This is a genomic window from Rhodanobacter sp. G2-10 (assembly GCF_055809185.1).
Map to the genome: position 1 here is coordinate 100,123 of NZ_CM147900.1, position 19,686 is coordinate 119,808.

Genomic DNA, 19,686 nt, shown 5'->3' on the forward strand with positions numbered 1-19,686 from the left:
GGCGCGGTCGCGGTTTGGTCGCTGGCGCGGGTGCGCCGGCTTTGCGGGGTTTGCGTTTGCGTGGAGTCGGAGCCATCGGTCGAGTTTAGCTTGGCCTTGCCCGCCCGAGCGCCTACCGGGTCACCGTACGGCTGGCTCCCGCAGGCAGGCGCACTTGGCTACGGTGAGGCATTCGATGGCGAGCGATCAAAGCTGCCGGCGAAGCCGGGGAACACGACGGGACTCTCGTAGCCATCGGCCGATACCGACGACACGCCGAAGAACCAGTCGTCGATCACCATGTCCTGCAGCACCGTATGGTCGACGTTGCCGACCGCGCGCACGTATTGCCATTGGGGCGCGGTGGTGTCGCGCCAGTGCACGCGGTAGCCGGCGGCACCGGGCACCCTGGCCCACCGCACGGTGGTATCGGTGGCCAGCGCGCCTTCGATCGTGACGTCACCGGGCGGTGCGGGCGCGCGGCTGAGCGCGGCCATGGTGATGGCATTGAGCGCGGTGACCCGTGCTAGGTAGCGGAAGTCGACGCCGTCGATGGTGTCGCCGTAGCGGATGCCGTTCTCGGTGCGCAGATCCTGGTGTTGCCGGGTGTAATTCTCATGCGCCTCGGTGACGCGTACCGCCGGGTAGCCGGCCTGCAGGAACGGCACCTGGTCGCCGCCACGGCCGTAGCGGTCGGTGCGATAGATCATGCGCACGCGGAAGTCGGGCAGGTACTGCTCGGCGAGCTGGTCGATGTAGCGGGCCAGATTGCGCGAGGGCGAGTCCACTTCACCCCCGTGATAGCGGCGATAGTCGGCCTGCGCCAGGGTTTCGTTGGTCTTGGTGCCTTCGGAAAACACGCGCACGGTGGTGTTGTCGATGACGCCGTTCTGGCCGTGGCTGTTGCCGACGATATCGTTGTTGAGCTCGGCCTCGACCTTCCAGCCGTGGGCCACCGCGTACGCAGCCAGTACCTTGCCGCCATACAGCCCCTGTTCCTCGCCGGACAGCGCGGCGAACACCAGGGTGGCGCCGTTGTCCTGTTTCGACAGCAGCCGCGAGGCTTCGATCAAGGCAGCCACGCCCGAGGCGTCGTCGTTGGCGCCGGGCGCATCGCTGGTGCTGTTCATCACGTCGGTGACGCGCGAGTCGAGATGGCCGGTCATCACGATCACGCGGTCCGGATCGGTGCTGCCGCGCTTGATCGCCACCACGTCCATCACCTCGGTGGGGGTGGGTAGGCGCTTGCCGGTGAACACCTGAGACGGCGTGACCACTTCGATGCAACCACCGCAGTCCTTCGAAATTGCCTCGAAGCGTGACTTCACCCAGCGCCGGGCGGCACCGATGCCGCGCGTGTCGGACTTCGTGTCGGACATGGTGTGGCGGGTGCCGAAGCCGATCAGGCGGGTGAGCGTCATGCGCAGTTCGACCTGGCTCGGTGCGTCAACCAGCGCGTGCAGTGACGGTTGCTCGCGGGGTACCGCCGGAAGCTCGGTGGACGCGATGGCCGCGGTGGCGGCAAACAGCAGGGTGGCGGACGACAGGATCAACCGGAGCATCGTCGGATTCCTCGGGTGGCGGAACCGTGACCATACAACCTCCACGCCACCGCGTGCCCGCATAAAAAGAAAGCCCGCTCGTTGCCGGGCGGGCCAGAATCCGTCTCGTTCGATATCGACGGAAGCTGCGCGTCCCTGCGCAGCCTGATTCCTCGTTGTTGCTTACGGGTTGTAGCTGCCGGTCAGCGTGACGCCACTGTACGAACGGTAGGCGCGCACCATGATGTAGTAGGTGCCGGCAGTCGGTGCCGACGCGGTGCAGCTCTCGCTGTTGCCCGACACATACGGGCGGCAGTCATAGCTGCTGGTGGTCGGCTGCGAACCCAGCTTCACGTACAGATCGGCATCGCCCGTGCCACCGGCGATGTTGATGTTGAGGTTGCTGGCACCGGACGGCACGACCATCGTGTAGTACACGGCGTTGTTCTTGGTCGCATGCAGACCGGTCACCGGCACGCCATTCTGCAGCACGTTGCCGCCGCCGCCGCTGCCGCCGGTGCTCCAGGTCGCCTTGACGCTGACGCCGGAGAATGCCTGGTAGCCATTGAGCATGACGTAGTAGGTACCCGCCTGCGGCGAGGCCACGGTGCAGCTCTCGTTGTTGCCGGTGAGGTACGGACGGCAGTCGTAGCTGGACAGGGTCGGGGCAGAGCCGAACTTGGTGTACAGATCGGCATCGCCGGTACCGCCGGATTCGGAGATCACCAGGTTGCTGGCCCCGGCCGGGATCACCACCGTGTAGAACAGCTGGTCACCCGCCGCGCCGGACTGGCCGGTGAGCGCCACGCCATTCTGCAGCTGATTGCCGCCACCGCCGCCGGCCGCCGTGACCGTCACCGACTGCGTCTTGGTGTTGGTCGCGCCGTCATTGTCGGTCACCGTCAGCGACACGCTGTAGGTGCCGGCGCTGGCATAGGTGTGGCTGGGATTGGTCGCGGTCGAGGTGCTGCCGTCGCCGAAGTTCCACGAGCGCGAGGCGATGCTGCCGTCGCTGTCGGTCGAGCTGTCGGTGAAGTTCACCACCAGATTGCTGACGCTGTCGCTGAAGTTGGCGACCGGCGGCACGTTTGCCGGCGGTGAACTGCCGCCGATGTCGTTGGCGGCCGCGCTGATGATCAGCTCGCCACGACCGGTGGCCAGATCGTAACCCGCACTGGCACTCTCGCCGCCGTTGTTGCCCGAGGTGATGTCGTGGAAGTCGGAGGCGGGCAGCTGATACAGCAGCGGCGCCGCGAAGCCGACGTTGGAGCCCTTGAGCGCGATGATGCGCGCCCAGGCACCGGCGAACAGCGGTGCGGACAGGCTGGTGCCGCCGTACTGCTGGGTGGCGCCGTTGACGATGATCTTCGAACCCGAGTTCGGGTCGGCGTCATAGGCGATGTCCGGCAGGCCGCGCTTGCTGCCCGGGGCCACGCCGTTCTGCCAGCTCGGCTGCGGCTCGAAGGTGCTGGAGCTGCCGCCGCCGCTGGTCCACACGGTGGCGCTGTTCCAGGTGGTGGTGGAAGCATTCAGCGTCGTGCCACCCACGGCGACCACGTACTGCGATGCGGCTGGCCAGCTCGGGGTGACGCCGCCATCGCCGCACTCGTCGGCGCCGGAGTCGCCGGTGGAGATGGAGAAGGTCTGGCCCTGCGCCACCGCCTGCTGGAAGATCTGGTCCTGCGCGGCGGCCGAACCGTCGCCCTGCGCGCTGGTTTCGCACTCACCCAGCGACACGTTGATGATCTTGGTCGCGTTGGCGTTGACGATGGTGTTGAAGTCAGCCGTGAGGTTGGCGTTGGACAGGGTCGGGATGTTGTAGAAGATCAGCTTGCCGACCTGGCCGCCGGCCATGCCGACCACGTCCTGGCTGTCCAGGCTCCACTCGCCCAGGCCGCTGGTGTCGTTGCTGGTGCCGTTGGTGTTGACGGTCTGCGTGGTCACCGTCGCCAGGCCGTTCTGCGAAGTGAACGTGTTGAGGTCGGTGATGGTCTGGGTGATCTTGCCCTGGGTCACGATGCCCACCGGCACGCCTGCCGCGGTCGTTACACCGTTGCCGCCGTAGATCGAGGAGAACTCGGTCGGGTTGTGCCCGGTCACCGCCTGGGTGGTGTAACCCGCCTGCATCGGCTTGGCGAAGGTGTGGGCCTGGTGCACGCTTTGCAGGCCGATCACCGACAGCACGCTGTCCTGCAACGAGGCGGGGATCTGCACCGTATCGTTGTGCATGAAGGCCATGCGGCCGTCCTTCGTACGCACGCGGGAGAACGTGGTCTTGAAAGCGGCGTGGGCGGTGTCGGCGCGGCCATCGGCGGAAACCAGCATGTTGTTGGGCGCGATCTGGACATTGGTGAAGCCCGCGGACTTGAGCCATGCGGCCACCTTGTGTGCCTGCGCCGCCGTGGGCGAGTAGTTGGCCACAAACTGCGGTGTCGTCATCGAGCGCTGCACGATCGCCAGCGGGGAGTGTCTGGCGGTGGCGATGAAGCTGTGCAGCTGGGACGGATTGCGCAGCTTGAGTGCAACTTCAATATGCATCGGCTGCGCCGCGGGTACCGCCCCGCTGACCACATCACCCTGACGCAGCACGGTGGCGTGCTGGTTCAGCGCGACGAATGCATTGGTGCCGACCGCTGCGCTGGCCGGCGTGGCGCCCACAGAGCCCGCCGCGGCGAGGCTGATGGCAGCCGCCAGCAACTTGAGACGAAAATGACTTGGCATTTGTAACTCCCGAAGTTTTTAAAGGCAAAGCGGGGCCCTGAGACCGCGCACGCCTCATGATTGATATGTCGTGTACAGACACGACACCCGTGGTTTCTTGAATTGACCGACGATCCCGTACCCGCTTCGGCTGACCCTCCCCCGTAAATCCCTGAGGGCCCGCTGCGGGGATACTGTTTTCAATGACTGCGGGCCACGCCTTATTGCGTGGCCTCATGACAGGATCATTCGCCAAGCTCCCGATTGGCGAACCGCTCGACGGTATGGCTGCGCGAACGAGACCGTCAATAGGACTTTTTCTGACCCCGCGTGATTTTCATCACAGCGGGTATGGCCATGGTTTCAGTTGAAGAGCACGTAATTACCTGCGGTTTTCTGTGCGGAACATGGGGCGCACGACAGCTCCGTCCAGGCGGCATCATTGCGAGAGGTTTTCCAGGCCGATCAAAATAACCTGCGAAGTCAATATCAACATGATTATTGCGAGTGATCGGGAGGACTTGTATCAGCGGAGCAGACATAAATGTTTATTCGAATGAACTTACGTATTCCGGTGCTTGCGATCGGCGCAAGAAATTACTCGGAAGGCCGCTGCGGGGGTATGTCGGCAGGACGCATTCCGTGACTTTTCACCGGGCGCAGTCAGCTTCGATTCATGCATTGACCACGCCCGGGTCTCCCGACGATATCTAGCCCCATGCCGAACAGCCTCCTGCTCATGCGACCATGGACGCATGACCTCCACACAATCTCCCCGACTCGCCATCATCGGCGGCGGCCCGTCCGGATTGATGGCCGCCGAGATCGCCCGTGCGGCCGGCATCGAGGTGGATCTGTACGAGGCCAAGGGCTCGGTCGGCCGGAAATTCCTGTTGGCCGGCAAGGGCGGACTCAACCTGACTCACGCGGAGCCCACGGCGCAATTCGCCGAACGCTACGGCGCACGCCAGACCGAGGTCGGCCGCTGGCTGGCGGCGTTCGACGCGGACGCCTTGCGTGCATGGGCGCGCGATCTCGGCGTGGAAACCTTTGTCGGCAGTTCAGGGCGGGTGTTTCCCGCGGACATGAAGGCGGCGCCGCTGCTGCGTCGTTGGGTGCGGCGTCTGCGCGAGGCCGGCGTGAACTTCCACATGCATCATCGCTGGCTGGGCTGGCAGGCGCATGACGCGTTGCATTTCGCCACCCCGAATGGTCAACGCGCGGTGCCCGCGGACGCGATGGTGCTCGCCGTTGGCGGTGCGAGCTGGCCGAAGCTGGGCTCCGATGGCGCGTGGGTGGTGCCGCTGCAGCGCGCCGGTATCGATATCGCGCCGTTGCAACCGGCCAATTGCGGTTTCGAGCTGGTCTGGAGCGAGCATTTGCGCAGCCGCTTTGCCGGCGCACCACTGAAACCGGTGGTGGCGCAGTGGACGGATCGACGCGGCGTCGAACATCGACGCCAGGGCGAGTTCGTGCTCAGCGAATACGGCATCGAAGGCAGCCTGGTCTACGCGATCGGCGCGGAGTTGCGCGAACAGATCGCCGAGCGCGGCGAGGCGTTGCTGACGCTGGACCTGGTGCCGGGCCATGCGCAGTCCGCGCTGGCCGAGCGCCTCGCCGTGCCCCGTGGCAAGCACAGCATCGGCGACTGGCTGCGTCGGCGTGCCGGCCTGGACGCGGCGAAGAACGCACTGGTGTTCGAGCTGACCGACAAGCCCACGCTGGCCGATCCGGTAGCGCTCGCCGCGCAACTGAAAGCGTTGCCCTTGCGCTTGCGCGCGCCCCGCCCGGTCGCCGAGGCGATCAGCACGGCGGGTGGAGTGCGCCTGGAGGCGTTGGACCCGCACTTGATGTTGCGTGATCGGCCCGGCGTGTTCTGTGCCGGGGAAATGCTCGACTGGGAAGCGCCCACCGGCGGCTATCTGCTTACCGCGTGCTTCGCCAGTGGACGGCTTGCCGGACAGGGCGCGGCAAACTGGTTGCGGAGCCAGGAGCCTGTCGGACTCGCCTCGATCACCCAAGCCTGACAGGCTCCCGGGCACGCTCGCGTCCGCTCAGCGAGCAGCGCGTGGCACCAGCTTGATCTCGAACAGCTTCGGCCAGTGCTTGCCGGTGACGAACAGGCGCTTGTGCTGCGCATCCCAGGCGATGCCGTTGAGCACGTCGTTGGCCGGCACCGGCAAGGTATTCACGTCGAACAGGCCGGTCAGGTCGATCCAGCCGACGACATGGCCGCTGATCGGGTCGATGCGGGCGATGCGGTTGGTCAGCCAGATGTTGGCGTAGATCTCGCCGTCGACCCATTCGAGCTCGTTGAGGTTGGTCACCGGCACGCCATCGGCGGTGACCATGATGCCGCCGACTGCGACCAGGGTGTCCGGGTCAAGGATGCGCAGCACGGATGAACCATCGCTCATGTAGATGTGCGTGTGGTCGCGGGTCAGCCCCCAGCCCTCGCCGGGATAGCTGAAGGTGCGTCGCAGCTTGAAATCGTCCAGGCCGTAGATGAAGCCGGTTTCGCTCTGCCAGGTCAGCTGGATCAGCTGGTCCCTCCAGTCGATGATGCCTTCGCCGAAATATTGCGCGGGTAGATCGTGCCGCTGCAGCACCTTGCCGGTTTCCAGCTGCACCTTGCGGATGGTCGAGGCACCTTTCTCGCCGGTGCTTTCGTACAGAAAGCCGTCCTTGTAGAACAGCCCTTCGGTGTAGGCCGAGGTGTCGTGCGGATAGACGTGCACGATCCGGTAGTCGTAGACCGGAATGGCCGCGTGGCAGGCGGTCGTGGCAAGCAGCAAGGCGAGGATGATGACGAGGCGTCGCATGGGGCTACCGATGGGTGTGCGGAGTCAGGTGAGCGCGCGCACGCGGAAGTTGCGGCCCTTGATCCGGCCGGCGCGCAAGCGTTCCAGTGCCTTGTTGGCCAGCGCGCGGGTGATCGCCACGTAGGCACGGGTGGCGAACACGTCGATCTTGCCGATGTCCTTCGCCTCCAGGCCCGCGTCGCCGGTGAGCGCGCCGAGGATGTCGCCCGGGCGCAGCTTGTCCTGCCGCCCGGCATCGATCACCAGGGTTTTCATCGGCGCCAGATGCAAGGTCTTGCCACGTGCTGGTGCGATCTTCAGCGGCCGCCACGGCAGCGGTGCGCCCTGCATCTCCTCGATGTTGGCCGCCTTGGGCCGCTCGCGCGGCGTGCACAGGGTGATCGCCAGTCCCGCTTCGCCCGCGCGGCCCGTGCGACCGATGCGGTGGGTGTGGGTTTCCGGGTCGTGCGCGATGTCGTAGCTGACCACCAGCGGCAACGCGGCGATATCCAGCCCGCGCGCGGCCACGTCGGTGGCCACCAGCACCGCGCAGCTGTGGTTGGCGAAACGGACCAGCACCTCGTCGCGGTCGCGTTGTTCCATGTCGCCATGCAGGGCCAGCGCGGAGAAGCCGCGGCGATCGAGTTCTTGCGCCAGCGCATCCACCTCGCGCCGCATGTTGCAGAACACCAGTGCCTGGCCTGCCTGCGTACCGACCAGCAGTTGGGCCAGCGCGTCCGGCTTTTGTGCCGGCTCGACTTCATGGAATCGCTGCTCGATCGCGGGTTTCTCTCCGGCGGGCGCATCCACCGTCACTTCGACCGGATCGTTCTGCACGCGCTGGCTCACCGCGCGGATCTCGTCCGGGTACGTGGCCGAAAAGAGCAGGGTCTGATGGTGCTTGGCGATGCGTCCGATGATGTCGTCGATCGCGTCGGTGAAACCCATGTCGAGCATGCGATCAGCCTCGTCCAGCACCAGCACCTTGATCCCGCCGCCGTGCAGGCTTTGTCGCTTGAGATGTTCCTGCACGCGGCCGGGGGTGCCGACGACGATGTGCGGATCATGCGTCAGTGAGGCCAGCTGCGGCCCCAGCGGCATGCCGCCGCACAGGGTCAACAGCTTCACGTTGGGGATGTTCGCGGCCAGCTTGCGGATCGCCTTGCTGACCTGATCGGCCAGCTCGCGGGTGGGGCACAGCACGAGTGCTTGCAAGCGGATGGCGTCGACGTCCAGGGTCTGCAGGATGCTCAAGCCGAACGCGGCGGTCTTGCCGCTGCCGGTCTGCGCCTGTGCGATCACGTCGCGGCCGGCCAGCATCGGCGGCAGGCTCTGCGCCTGCACCGGCGTCATCGTGGCGTAGCCGAGCGTGTCGACGCTGGCGAGCAGGGCGGGTTTCAGCGGGAGGGTATTGAAGGCGATCATGCATGCATGATCGCATGCCCGGGCCTGCCGACTTGCATCCACGCGCCCGCTCGCCGACCCTGTATCACCCAGCCTTGCCGAAAACTCCCCATGGACATCGTTTTCATCGAAGACCTGCGCATCGATGCCGTCATCGGCATCTACGACTGGGAGCGCCGCGTGCGGCAGACGCTGGCGTTCGATATCGAGATGGCGTTCGACAACACCGTGCCGGCCGCCACCGACGACATCGCGCTGACCTTGAACTACAAGGACGTGTCGAAACGGCTGATCGCGTACGTCGAGGCGTCCAGCTTCGGCCTGGTCGAGACGCTGGCCGAGCGCTGTGCGGCGATCATCCGCGAAGAGTTCGGGGTGGCCTGGGTGCGCCTGAAACTCTCCAAACCCGGCGCGGTGCGTGGCGCGAAGTCGGTGGGCGTGCGCATCGAACGCGGCAAACTGCCCGGTTGACGCCCTGTTCGTGCACAGGCGCAAGCTTGTTTCACCGGGGCGTCACCCCCATCGTCAGTGGTTGGCCTGAATTTTCCGCGCGGTCCACATCGTGCCGAACCAGACACCGGTACGGCGTGCGGACCCCACGAGTCGACAGGAACCACTGATGCAAACGCTGCAAGACCTGCTGGATCTCCCCTGGATACGGACGGTGCTGGGCCTGCTGGCACTGCTGGCGCTGGCGTGGCTGGCCGGTCAGCTGGTGCGACGACTGCTGTTGCGGCTGGTCAAGGGCATCGCGCTGCGCACCACCACGCATTGGGACGATGCGCTGCTCCGCTATGGCACGTTCCGCTGGCTGGCGCGCGCGGTGCCCCCGTTGGTGGTGCAGTACGGAATCGTGCTGGTACCCGACGTGCCAGCCAGTACCGAGGCGATGATCGGCAACGTGATGACGGCGCTGGTGGTGTTCTGCCTGGTGATGGCGATCAGCTCCGCGCTGTCGGCCAGCGAGGACATGTATCAGCAGACGCCGCGCGGGCAGCAGCGTTCGATCAAGGGTCTTGTGCAGTTGATCAAGATTGGCCTGTTCGTGGTGGCTGCGCTGATCATCATTGCCGCCGTCACCGGCAAGCAGGTCGGCTTGTTGCTGTCCGGCCTGGGCGCGATGTCGGCAGTGCTGATGTTGATCTTCAAGGACACCATCCTGGGCTTCGTGGCCGGCGTGCAGTTGTCTTCCAACGACATGCTGCGGGTCGGCGACTGGATCGAGATGCCGCAATTGAATGCCGACGGCGACGTGATCGATATCGCGCTGCACACGGTGAAGGTGCAGAACTGGGACAAGACGATCACGACCATCCCCAGTTGGCGGCTGATCTCCGATTCGTACAAGAACTGGCGCGGCATGCAGGAGGTCGGCGGACGGCGGATCAAGCGCGCGTTGTACATCGACGCGGCCAGCGTGCACTTCCTCGATGACGAGGAGATCCGGCGCCTGTCGCAGCTGCGTCTGTTGTCGGACTACCTGCCTTCGAAAGAGCGCGACGTGAAGGCGTGGAACCAGGGGCTGGGTGAAGCGGCGACACTGCCGGGGAATCGGCGCCGGCTGACCAATCTGGGCACCTTCCGCGCCTACGTGCAGGCGTATCTGGACAAGCATCCGCAGATCCACCGCGAGTTGAGTTGCATGGTGCGTCAGTTGGCCAGCGGGCCGCAGGGCATCCCGCTGGAGTTGTACTGCTTCACCACCACCGTGAAGTGGGCGGAGTACGAGGGGATCCAGTCCGACATTTTCGATCACCTGTTTGCGTCGATGTCCGAGTTTGGTCTGGCCTTGTACCAGCAGCCGTCGGGACAGGATGTGCGTGCGGCGCTGGCGATCGAGCGTCCGGCCACGCAGGCGCCGACCGGGAGCCGGGCCGCGATCGAACTCGACGAGGCCTGAGGCGTTGGCGCGCGTCTACCTGAGCCTGGGTTCCAACCTCGATCCGCGGCGCCATCTGCCGGAGGCCATACGCGAACTGCGCGAGCGCTTCGGTGAGCTGGTCGTGTCCCCGGCGTATCGCAGTACGGCCGTGGGCTTCGAGGGCGCCGAGTTCGTCAATCTGGCGGTAGGCCTGGATACCGTTCTGTCCCCCGAGGCGCTCAACGACTGGCTGCACGCGCTGGAGAATCGCCATGGTCGGCGGCGCGACGTGCCGCGCTACTCCGATCGTACGCTGGACATCGACATCGTGTTTTACGACGACCAGGTGCTGAACGGCCCGGGTCATCTGCAGGTTCCACGCGACGAACTGCAGCACGCGTTCGTGTTGCGGCCGATTGCGGACATCGCGCCCGACTTTCGCCACCCCGTCAGCGGTCGCAGCATGGCCGAATTGTGGGCGGCGTTCCCGGTGCAGGCCGAGCCGCTGCGGGTCGAATCGCTACCCGAGTGACGGCACGCACTTCCGTGCGCACGCGGCGAATGCTAGAAAGTACATCTCGGGATCCACGTTTGAAGGGGAACAGGCATGGCCGGAAAATTTGCGCGCAGTTGGGCGTTGATGAAGGCGAGCGCGGGGGTGTTGCGCTCGGACAAGTCGCTACTGATCTTTCCGCTGCTTTCGGGCATCTGCACCTTGCTGGTGGCGGCGAGCTTCCTGATTCCGGTCGGGGTCATGGCCATGGGCGGCGAGCATGTCGGCCAGGACTTCCATGAGCGCATGTCGGTGGGCGCGTATCTGCTGATGTTCGGCTTCTACCTGGTGCAGTATTTCGTGATCATCTTCTTCCAGACCGCCCTGACCGGCGTGGCGCTGATGCATCTGCGCGGCGAACCGACCAGCGTGGGCGCCGGCTTTGCGCTGGCGCGCGCGAAGCTGCCGCAGATCCTCGGCTATGCGCTGATTGCCGCCACGGTCGGCCTGATCCTGCGCATGATCCAGGAGCGCCTTGGCCTGGTCGGCCGCTTCGTGGTTGGTCTGATCGGCCTGGCCTGGACGGTGGCGACCTTCCTGGTGGTGCCGGTACTTGCAAGCAAGGATGTCGGCCCGGTCGATGCGGTCAAGCACAGCGTGGAACTGCTCAAGCGCAGCTGGGGCGAAAACCTGATCGGCAACGGCGGCATCGGCATCGTGTTCGGCTTGCTGATGGTGCTGGCGGGGCTCGTCGGTGCGGCATTGGTGATCGGCGCGGCGGTGACCAAATCGATCGTGCTGATCGTGCTGGCGGTGGCGATCGTGGTGCTGGGCTTCGTGCTGCTCGGCCTGATCCAGTCCTCGATGCAGGGCATCTACGCGGCGGCGCTGTATCGCTATGCCGAAGCGGGCGAGGCCAGCGTCGGCTTCGACCAGGCGCTGCTGCAGCAGGCGTTTGCGCCGAAGAAGAAGTAGCGATCACCTTGGAACAAGCGGCGGGCAGAGCCCGCCCTACGGCGCCGCCGTGACCGTAGGGCGGGCTCTGCCCGCCGGCTCTTGCTCACCAAGCAGCCCGCCGCGGAACCTCACACCGACAACGTGCGTCCACCATCCACGCGGATGATCTGCCCGGTCACGAACGGTGCGTCGCGCAACAGCCACAGCACCGTGTTCGCTACATCTTCCGGTGACCCGGCGCGCTGCAATGGTGTGCGCGCCAGCATGGCTTGCTGGTCGTCATACGGCTTGCCGTCGCCGGGCCACAGCACGGCGCCGGGGGCCACGCCGTTGACGCGCACCTCCGGTCCCAGGTCCAGCGCCAGCGAACGCGTCATCGCCGCCAGCGCCGCCTTGGCCATGCAGTACAGCGGGTGATCGGCCAGCGGTCGTTCGGCGTAGATGTCGATCAGGTTGACGATGCTGCCACGCGCGTCGCGCAGCGCCGGTATCGCTGCCTGACTCAGGAAGAATGGCGCCTGGGCGTTGGAGGCAAACAGCTGGTTCCATTGCTGCGGGGTGGCGCTGTCCACGGGCGTGGGGAAGAATGCGGAGGCATTGTTGACCAGTGCATCGAGCCGTCCATAGTGCTTGAGCACGTGCTCGATGATCACCGGCAAGGCGACCAGGTCGGCCAGCTCGGCCGGTACCAGCAAGGTGCTGCCGCGGCGCCGCGAATCGAGGTCAAGCGCCAGCGCGCGCGCTTCGTCCGCGGAATGGCGGTAGTGCAGCGCCAGGTCGAATCCGGCCGCGTGCAGGGTACGCGCGATCACCGCACCGACACGGCGGGCGGCGCCGGTGATCAGCGCAACAGGTCGATCATGGCGTGGCGTCATCGGGGGCATCCTGCATGGGGTCGACGACCAGCTTGCCGCAAAGCCTGGCGTGCGTCATCCCGCGCGCTGCTGCGGCGACTCCGTGGTTGCCGTGCTCCCGTCGTCATCGATCTCCTCCATCACGATGTCGCCTTCGAACATCGCGATCGCGGTGCTGGCCACTTGTCCGGTGTCGTAATACGCATAGGCGCCCACGCCGAGTGCGCCGATCACCGGCAGCCAGCGTGACGCGCCCTTGCTCAGGGTGCGCTGGGTCAGCTTGATCCCGACCTGCTTCGCCACGCGCTCGAGCACGCCCCAGGACATGCGGCGGAATACCAGTCGGTCGCCGACGCGTACCACCAGGTCACGAAACGCCTGCGCCGCGGTGTGGCGAAACAGGCACCACATCATCTGCTCACGGCCCAGCGTGGCGTGGCGGCCGTAGGTGGCGGCGATGTCGCTGACCATCTGCGCCTGGATCCGCCAGATCGCGATCAGCTCCGGCAGCACCGTCAGCCAACCCAGCGGCCCGGGCGGCAACGCCAGCGAGCCGGCGGTGACCGCAGCGCGTTGCGCCGCACGGTTGGCCAGTCGGCGTGCCTCGCCGGCCGGGTCGCCGCTGTCGCTGATCCGGCTGGCGGGCACTTCGCTGACGAAATCCAGGATCGCCGTGGTGATCCGGCTGTGCTCGGCCGGCGCGATCACGGCAGGAATCTGCTGGCTGGCGGACTTGGTCATGGGCGACTCCACGCGGCGGACGCGGCGCTGAACGAAAAGGGATGTCGGTGCAGTCTAGGACGACTGCGTGAACGCGGGCGTTAGTGCCGCTGGATGCGACGTGGCGAGTGGGGCTCCGCATCGAAGACAGGACGCGCGACGGGTTTCCGGGCTTCTTGTTATGCTATGTTATAACGTATCATTCCACTCGCTTGTCTTCTGCCGGAAATCTCGATGAAACGCACTGCCCTCGCCCTGGGTCTCGCCGCGGCGTTGACCCTCACCATGGCTCACGCCAACGACTTGATCGCCGCGCCGGTTTCACCCGTGAATGCGGCCGAGCCAATCGCCAGCGGCAGCGCGAGCGGACGGCCGCAAGTGCGGGATCTGGCCGAGGTATCGGTGTCGACCGCGCTGGACCAGGCCCGCAACGCCTTGTCGCCCGATACGGGCAGCAGCCAGTACGTGATCGATCAGCAGGCGATCAGGCAACTGCCGCTGGGCGCTTCCACGCCGATCAACCAGGTCCTGTTGCAGGCGCCGGGCGTGGTACAGGATTCCTACGGCGGCCTGCATGTGCGCGGTGATCATGCCAACCTGCAATACCGCATCAACGGCGTGATCATCCCCGAGTCGATCGGTGGTTTTGGACAAAGCCTCGACGCGCGCACGATCCATACCGTCAAATTGCTCGGTGGGGCGTTGCCCGCGCAGTACGGGTTGCGCACGGCTGCCGTGGTCGACATCACCACCCGGAACGGCCGGGACCTCGGCAACGGCGGCAGCCTGGGATTCACCGGCGGCAGCAACGACACGTTGAACCCGAACGCGTCGCTCTGGGGCAGCAGCGACCGCTGGAGCTGGTTCCTCACCGCCAATTTCCTGGAAAGCGACGCCGGCATCGAGAACCCCACCCCGAGCAGGAAGCCGATCCACGATCGCACGAACCAGGCGAAGGGCTTTGGCGACATCAGCTACCTGATCGACAACGACACCCGCCTGAGTTTTCTGTTCGGCGTCGCCAACAATCGTTTCCAGATTCCGAACAATCCCGGTCAGGTCCCGCAGTTCGGCTACCTCGACACGGTGAGCTTCGATTCCGCCAAGCTCGATGAGCGCCAACGCGAGAACACCCGCTTCGGCGTGCTGGCGTTGCAAGGCAAGCTGGGCGCGACGGACTATCAGCTCGCCCTGGGCCAGCGTTACAGCAGTCTCGCCTACATGCCGGATCGCATCGGCGAGCTGATGTTCAACGGTGTGGCTTCCCGGGTCACCCGCGGCAGCCGCGCAACTACCGTACAGGCGGATTTCGCCACCCGGCTGGGCAACGCGCACACCTTGCGTTATGGGCTGTACGGCAGCTTCGAACGTGCCGTCAGCGACAATGACGCCTGGGTGTTTCCGGCCGATGCCGACGGCAATCAGCTGACGACCAACCCGATCAACATCCTCGACGGCAGTCGCCTCCTCGCCAGGACCTGGTCCGCGTACGTGCAGGACGAATGGAACCTCGCCGACGGCTGGATCCTCAACTACGGATTGCGTGGAGACCGCTACCAGCTGGCGCGCAGCGAGAGCCAGCTGAGTCCCCGCGTGGGTCTGGTCTGGCAGGCCACCGGCAGCACCGTGGTCCACGCCGGTTACTCGCGCTATTTCACGCCGCCCGCCACCGAGATGATCGCCAGTGCCAACATCGAAAAGTTCGACGGCACCACCAATGCGGTGGCGGACACTGGCAACAACACCCCGCTGGCAGAGCGCTCGGACTACTTCGACGTTGGCGTCCAGCAAAACCTTGGCCCGGCCTGGACCGTCGGTGTGGATGCCTACTACCGCAAGGTGCGGCGCCTGCAGGACGAAGGCCAGTTTGGCGAGGCCCTGGTCTACTCCACCTTCAACTTCGCCCAGGGCCGGGTGAAGGGGCTGGAATTCACCGTCAATTATGCGCAGGGACCATTCTCGGCGTACTTCAACGCATCCTTGGGCAGGGCGATCGGCAAACGCATCACCACCAGCCAGTACAACTTCGATCCCGACGACCTGTCCTACGTCGATGATCATTACATCGCGCTCGACCACGACCAGAAGCTGACTTCCTCCGGCGGCGTGAACTACGCGCTGAACGAGGACACCCACGTCGGCGCCAACTATCTGTTCGGAAGCGGTCTGCGCAAGGATGGCGCCGTGCCGAATGGAGCCTCGCTGCCCGCGTACTTCCAGCTGAACCTCAACGTTTCGCACGACTTCGCACTCGGCCGCTTCGGCAAGCTGCACACCCAGTTGGCCGTGCTCAACGCGCTCGATCGAAGCTATGAATTGCGCGACGGCAGCGGCATCGGTGTCGGTGCACCGCAGTTCGGGCCGCGGCGTGGCGTGTATCTGGTGGTGCAGAAGGATTTCTGATTGGTCGGGAATCGGGATTCGGGATTCGGGATTCGGAAGAGCGTCGCGCACGGGGCGGGCTCCTGCCATTCGTGCTTGAAACGCAGGGCTGGCTGGCCTCATCCGTTATGCTTCCGGCGACTTTCATGACCGGCGACATCCATGCACTCCCGTCTACCCGAACCGGACGCCGACGAGCGCGCCCATTCCGATCAGTTGCTGCAACTGGTGCGCGAGCAGATCGTCTCGCACGGCCCCATGCCGTTCTCGCAGTACATGGAGCGTTGTCTGTATGCGCCAGGGCTGGGCTATTACAGCGCGGGTCGCACCAAATTCGGCGCCGCGGGTGACTTCATCACCGCACCGGAGCTGGGCGAGCTGTTTGCACGCTGTGTGGTGAGCGCGCTGCAACCGGTGCTGTCGATGCTCGGTGCGGAGGCGGATTTCCTTGAGCTTGGTGGCGGCAGCGGTGCCTTCGCCGAGGCGGCTCTGCAGGCCTTCGCCGTCGCCGACACCTTGCCGCGGGAATATCTGATTCTCGAGCCCAGCGCCGATCTGCGCGAGCGCCAGCGCGAGCGGTTGCAGGCAAACCTGCCGGCCGCCCTCAACGCGCGGGTGCGCTGGCTCGATCGTCCGCCGGAGCCGGACTGGCGCGGTGTGCTGTTCGCCAACGAGGTGATCGACGCGCTGCCGGCGACACGGTTCAGCGTGCGCGATGGTGAGATCTTCGAGGAATACGTGGCGCTGAACGGTGCAGGGCGGCTCACGCGCGTCGACCGTCCGGCCGATGCCCTGGTATCAGGCGCCGTACGCCATGTCGAACGCGATCTTGGCGCCGCGTTCGCCGAGGGCTACCGCTCGGAAATCCTGCCGCAACTGCCGTACTGGATCCAGGCGGTGGCCGGCTCGCTGACCGCCGGCGTGATGCTGTTCGTCGACTACGGCTACGTGCGCCGCGAGTTCTACCTGCCCGAGCGCGATGACGGCACGCTGATGGCGCACTACCGCCATCATGCGCACAACGATCCGTTCTATCTGCCGGGTCTGAACGACCTCACCGCGTCGGTTGATTTCACCGCGCTGGCCGAAGCCGGCAACAGTGCCGGTTTCGGCGTGGCGGCGTATCTGCCGCAGGCCCAGTTCCTGATCGGCTCGGGCTTGCAACAGGTCTTCGAGCAGATGCAGCCGCAGGACGAACACGGCCGCTACCGCCTGGCACAGCAGGTCAAGAAACTGATGCTGCCCGACCAGATGGGCGAGCGCTTCCAGGCCATGCTGCTGGCGCGCGGACTCGACGCCCTGCCGCTGCCCGCCGAGCTGCTGGCCGCCGATCAGGGCGGGCGTCTTTGAACGAACCCCTATCGCATCAGTCAGCCGCCCGGCTGCGCTGGTACCCGGCCTGGGTCGCGCTGGGTGCGTTGATCATGGGTTGGACGTTGTGGATGGCGCTGACGCCGGACCCGGGCATCACTCTGCCGTTTCCCTATGGCGACAAGCTGCTGCACGCGATCACCTTTACCGCCTTGATGGGCTGGTGGGGCAACGTCTATCGCACTCGTCGCCCGCGTGCCTGGGCGGCGCTTGGTTGCCTGGCATTCGGCGTCTTCATCGAGTTCGCGCAATGGCTGGACCCGCCGCGCGATGCCGACGCCCTGGACGTGCTGGCCGACGGCGTCGGCATTCTCGTCGGCTTGCTGCTGCTGCGAACGCCGCTCGACGGGGTGCTGACGAGCGTCGAAGCCTGGTCAGTTCGTCGGGATCGACACTGATCCCGACGAACCGCCAGGCGCCGGGGCCGATGTGGCCGGCGCCGGCAATGGCTCGACCTTGGTCGAGTCCTCCGGTCGCCGCTTCAGCTTGCCGTTCTTGAACTGCTCGCTCGCGATCTGGTAGTAGGCCACGGCGTCATCGACCAGTGACTGGTTCACCGGATCGATCGGGGTGGCGTCGCCGGTGGCGTAGTCGGGCTTGAGCTGCTCCAGCTTGCGCTGCGGTTCGAGGATGGTGAGCACATCCTGGTGCAGGTAACCGAGCTTTTCGTAGGTGCCGGGGAAGGCATGCTCGCGCTCGGGCGGCAGCTGGAACAGGTCGTGGCCGAAGAAGCGCGTGCGGTAGCTGAAGTTGAGCATGCCCAGCAGGGTCGGCGGGATGTCCAACTGGCCCATCAGCCGGTGCACACGCTCGGGCTTGAACTGGGTCGGCGCGTAGATCCACAGCGGAATGTGATAGCGGTTGATCGGCAGGCTGGTCTTGCCGGCGCTGGAGGCGCAGTGGTCGGCGGTGATCACGAACACGGTGTTGTCGAAATACGGCTTTTCGCGCGCGCGTCGGATGAAGTCGCCGATCGCCCAGTCGGTGTAGGCCACCGCACCGGCGCGCGAGTGATTGGGGAATTTCACGCGATTGTCGGGGAAGGTGTACGGCCGGTGGTTGGAGGTGGTCATGACGTGCAGGAAGAAGGGCTTTCCCTCGGCGTGGATCTGGTCCATCTGGCCCAGCGCCAGCGTGTACAGGTCCTCGTCGGCCACGCCCCACACGTTCTGGCCGTGGATGACGGCGCCCTTGGGGATGTCGCGCCGGTCCACGTCGCGATAGCCGTTGTTGGCGAAGAAATAATTCATGTTGTCGAACTGGCCATAGCCGCCGTAGACGAAGTCCGACTGATAGCCGCGGTCGTTGAAGATGCTGGCCAACGAGAACAGATTCTCGTTGTTGTGTTCGCGCACCAGCGAGTCGCCCGGCGTCGGCGGCACCGACAGCGCCAGCGCCTCCAGGCCGCGCACCGTGCGGGTGCCGTTGGCATAGAGGTTGTCGAAGAACACGCTCTTGTCGACCAGCGAATCCAGATATGGCGTGAGGTGCTCGGTGTTGCCGAAGGTGCCCAGGTAGTCGCCTGAAAGGCTCTCCACGCTGATCAGCACCACGTTGAGATGCTTCTCAGGGCCGACCCGGCGGATCTCGCGGGTGAGGTCGCGCGGGTCGTTGCTGATGAAAGTCGAGTCCGGCGTCTTCAGCAACTGGCGCAGTCGCGCATAGGCCTGGTCGTCTGGCAGGGTGCGGTAGAACTGCGCATAGTCGAGGTGGCTGCTGCGGAATGCCGCGAAAAACTGGTAGATGCCGTTGCCGGCCAGCTCGTTGACGTAGTTGTTGTGGGTACGATCCTTCATGCTGCCGTTCACGGCGGCGACCGAAACCACGGTCAGCACCAGCCACACCAGCACCACCTTGCCGCGCTGCCACAGCCGGCTGCCGTCGTCGCGCGCGCGCAGGCCGCGCTTGCCGACAAAAAACACCACCAGCGCCAGCACCACCAGCAAGGCGAGCCAGCGACCGATCGGGTAGGACTCCTGGATATTGCCGATCACCTCGGTGGTGTAGACCAGGTAATCCACCGCGATGAAGTTGAAGCGCACGCTGAATTCGTTCCAGAACACCAGCTCGGAGGCGGCCACGAACAGCAAACCGTAGACCAGCAGCAGGCCGAACGCGTACAGCACCCATTGGCCGGCGCGCGAGGTATAGGTGAAGGCCGCCAGCGGCAGCACGAACAGGAACGGGATGATCGCCGGCCAAGTCACCTTGAGGCTGGCGTGATACATGAGATGCAGCGTGCCCACGCAGAGCACGCAGGCCAGCGCCACGCCCAGCGCGTAGATCAACCAGCGCAGCAGCGGCGGCATCCGGCCGGAACGTGTCGGCACCAGCCACAGGAACAACACCATCGGCCACGCGATATAGATGAAGGTGATCAGGTCGTAACCCAGCCCCACCCCGAACGCATACAGCAAGTTGAGCGGCGTGTGCGGCACATTGCTGCCGGACATGATCAACAGCACGATCCGGGTGACGAAGGTAATTGCCAGGTAAGTGATGCCCAACCACCACAGCGGGCGGAAACGCTGGCGCAAGGGGGAGCTCGGGGTGAATGCGTTGGACACGGGCAACTCCAGTAAATCTCTTGGTTCAGCGGGCAGCCCGCTGCGGGCGACGGCCA

15 protein-coding genes are annotated in these 19,686 nt (G+C 65.5%); 8 read left to right on the top strand and 7 right to left on the bottom strand.

What is annotated here, in order from left to right:
* Positions 1-158: 158 nt before the first annotated feature.
* Complete coding sequence (locus AC0L58_RS00490; protein WP_473685600.1) at positions 159-1,541, bottom strand: M28 family metallopeptidase; 1,383 nt, start codon at positions 1,539-1,541, stop codon at positions 159-161.
* A gap of 162 nt (positions 1,542-1,703) precedes the next feature.
* Complete coding sequence (locus AC0L58_RS00495; RefSeq protein ID WP_473685602.1) at positions 1,704-4,241, bottom strand: pre-peptidase C-terminal domain-containing protein; 2,538 nt, start codon at positions 4,239-4,241, stop codon at positions 1,704-1,706.
* Positions 4,242-4,975: 734 nt separating this feature from the next.
* Between AC0L58_RS00495 and AC0L58_RS00500 the strand changes: the two genes are divergently transcribed.
* Positions 4,976-6,247 carry a TIGR03862 family flavoprotein gene (locus AC0L58_RS00500; protein ID WP_473685604.1) on the top strand — a complete coding sequence of 424 codons (1,272 nt, stop codon included), beginning with the start codon at positions 4,976-4,978 and terminating at the stop codon, positions 6,245-6,247.
* A 27-nt stretch (positions 6,248-6,274) separates the two neighbouring features.
* On the opposite strand, the gene AC0L58_RS00505 is transcribed toward AC0L58_RS00500, so the two are convergent.
* Together AC0L58_RS00505 and dbpA are read right to left on the bottom strand one after the other, a co-directional pair.
* Positions 6,275-7,042 carry a glutaminyl-peptide cyclotransferase gene (locus AC0L58_RS00505; RefSeq protein ID WP_473685606.1) on the bottom strand — a complete coding sequence of 256 codons (768 nt, stop codon included), beginning with the start codon at positions 7,040-7,042 and terminating at the stop codon, positions 6,275-6,277.
* 24 nt (positions 7,043-7,066) lie between these two features.
* The gene (gene dbpA, locus AC0L58_RS00510) at positions 7,067-8,446 is read right to left on the bottom strand and encodes an ATP-dependent RNA helicase DbpA (protein ID WP_473685608.1); all 1,380 of its coding nucleotides are present in this window, start codon (positions 8,444-8,446) and stop codon (positions 7,067-7,069) included.
* Between the two features lie 90 nt (positions 8,447-8,536).
* Here dbpA and folB point away from each other — a divergent pair, with 90 nt between their 5' ends.
* The 4 genes from folB to AC0L58_RS00530 all read left to right on the top strand — a co-directional run bounded on the left by folB (position 8,537) and on the right by AC0L58_RS00530 (position 11,754).
* Positions 8,537-8,896 (top strand): dihydroneopterin aldolase, encoded by a 360-nt coding sequence (folB, locus tag AC0L58_RS00515; protein WP_473685610.1) that lies wholly within the window; start codon positions 8,537-8,539, stop codon positions 8,894-8,896.
* Between the two features lie 148 nt (positions 8,897-9,044).
* Positions 9,045-10,325, top strand: coding sequence for a mechanosensitive ion channel family protein (locus AC0L58_RS00520; RefSeq protein WP_473685612.1), 1,281 nt, complete (start codon positions 9,045-9,047; stop codon positions 10,323-10,325).
* A 4-nt stretch (positions 10,326-10,329) separates the two neighbouring features.
* Positions 10,330-10,818, top strand: a complete 489-nt coding sequence (folK, locus tag AC0L58_RS00525; RefSeq protein ID WP_473685614.1) for a 2-amino-4-hydroxy-6-hydroxymethyldihydropteridine diphosphokinase — start codon at positions 10,330-10,332, stop codon at positions 10,816-10,818.
* Between the two features lie 75 nt (positions 10,819-10,893).
* Entirely contained in the window at positions 10,894-11,754 is an 861-nt protein-coding gene (locus AC0L58_RS00530) for a DUF6159 family protein (RefSeq protein WP_473685616.1), read from the top strand.
* A 110-nt stretch (positions 11,755-11,864) separates the two neighbouring features.
* On the opposite strand, the gene AC0L58_RS00535 is transcribed toward AC0L58_RS00530, so the two are convergent.
* Positions 11,865-12,611 (bottom strand): pteridine reductase, encoded by a 747-nt coding sequence (locus AC0L58_RS00535; protein WP_473685618.1) that lies wholly within the window; start codon positions 12,609-12,611, stop codon positions 11,865-11,867.
* Positions 12,612-12,665: 54 nt separating this feature from the next.
* The gene (locus AC0L58_RS00540) at positions 12,666-13,331 is read right to left on the bottom strand and encodes a hypothetical protein (RefSeq protein WP_473685620.1); all 666 of its coding nucleotides are present in this window, start codon (positions 13,329-13,331) and stop codon (positions 12,666-12,668) included.
* 213 nt (positions 13,332-13,544) lie between these two features.
* On the opposite strand from AC0L58_RS00540, the gene AC0L58_RS00545 reads away from it, so the two are divergent.
* From AC0L58_RS00545 to AC0L58_RS00555, 3 genes are all read left to right on the top strand, one after another.
* Complete coding sequence (locus tag AC0L58_RS00545) at positions 13,545-15,713, top strand: TonB-dependent receptor (protein WP_473685622.1); 2,169 nt, start codon at positions 13,545-13,547, stop codon at positions 15,711-15,713.
* 141 nt (positions 15,714-15,854) lie between these two features.
* A complete protein-coding gene (locus AC0L58_RS00550; RefSeq protein WP_473685624.1) occupies positions 15,855-17,042 on the top strand; it encodes a class I SAM-dependent methyltransferase in 1,188 nt (395 codons plus the stop codon).
* A complete protein-coding gene (locus AC0L58_RS00555; RefSeq protein ID WP_473685626.1) occupies positions 17,039-17,461 on the top strand; it encodes a VanZ family protein in 423 nt (140 codons plus the stop codon). The genes AC0L58_RS00550 and AC0L58_RS00555 overlap by 4 nt, the downstream gene beginning before the upstream one ends.
* Here the strand turns inward: AC0L58_RS00555 and AC0L58_RS00560 are convergent.
* Complete coding sequence (locus AC0L58_RS00560) at positions 17,438-19,630, bottom strand: LTA synthase family protein (RefSeq protein ID WP_473685628.1); 2,193 nt, start codon at positions 19,628-19,630, stop codon at positions 17,438-17,440. The genes AC0L58_RS00555 and AC0L58_RS00560 overlap by 24 nt on opposite strands.
* Positions 19,631-19,686 lie beyond the last annotated feature (56 nt).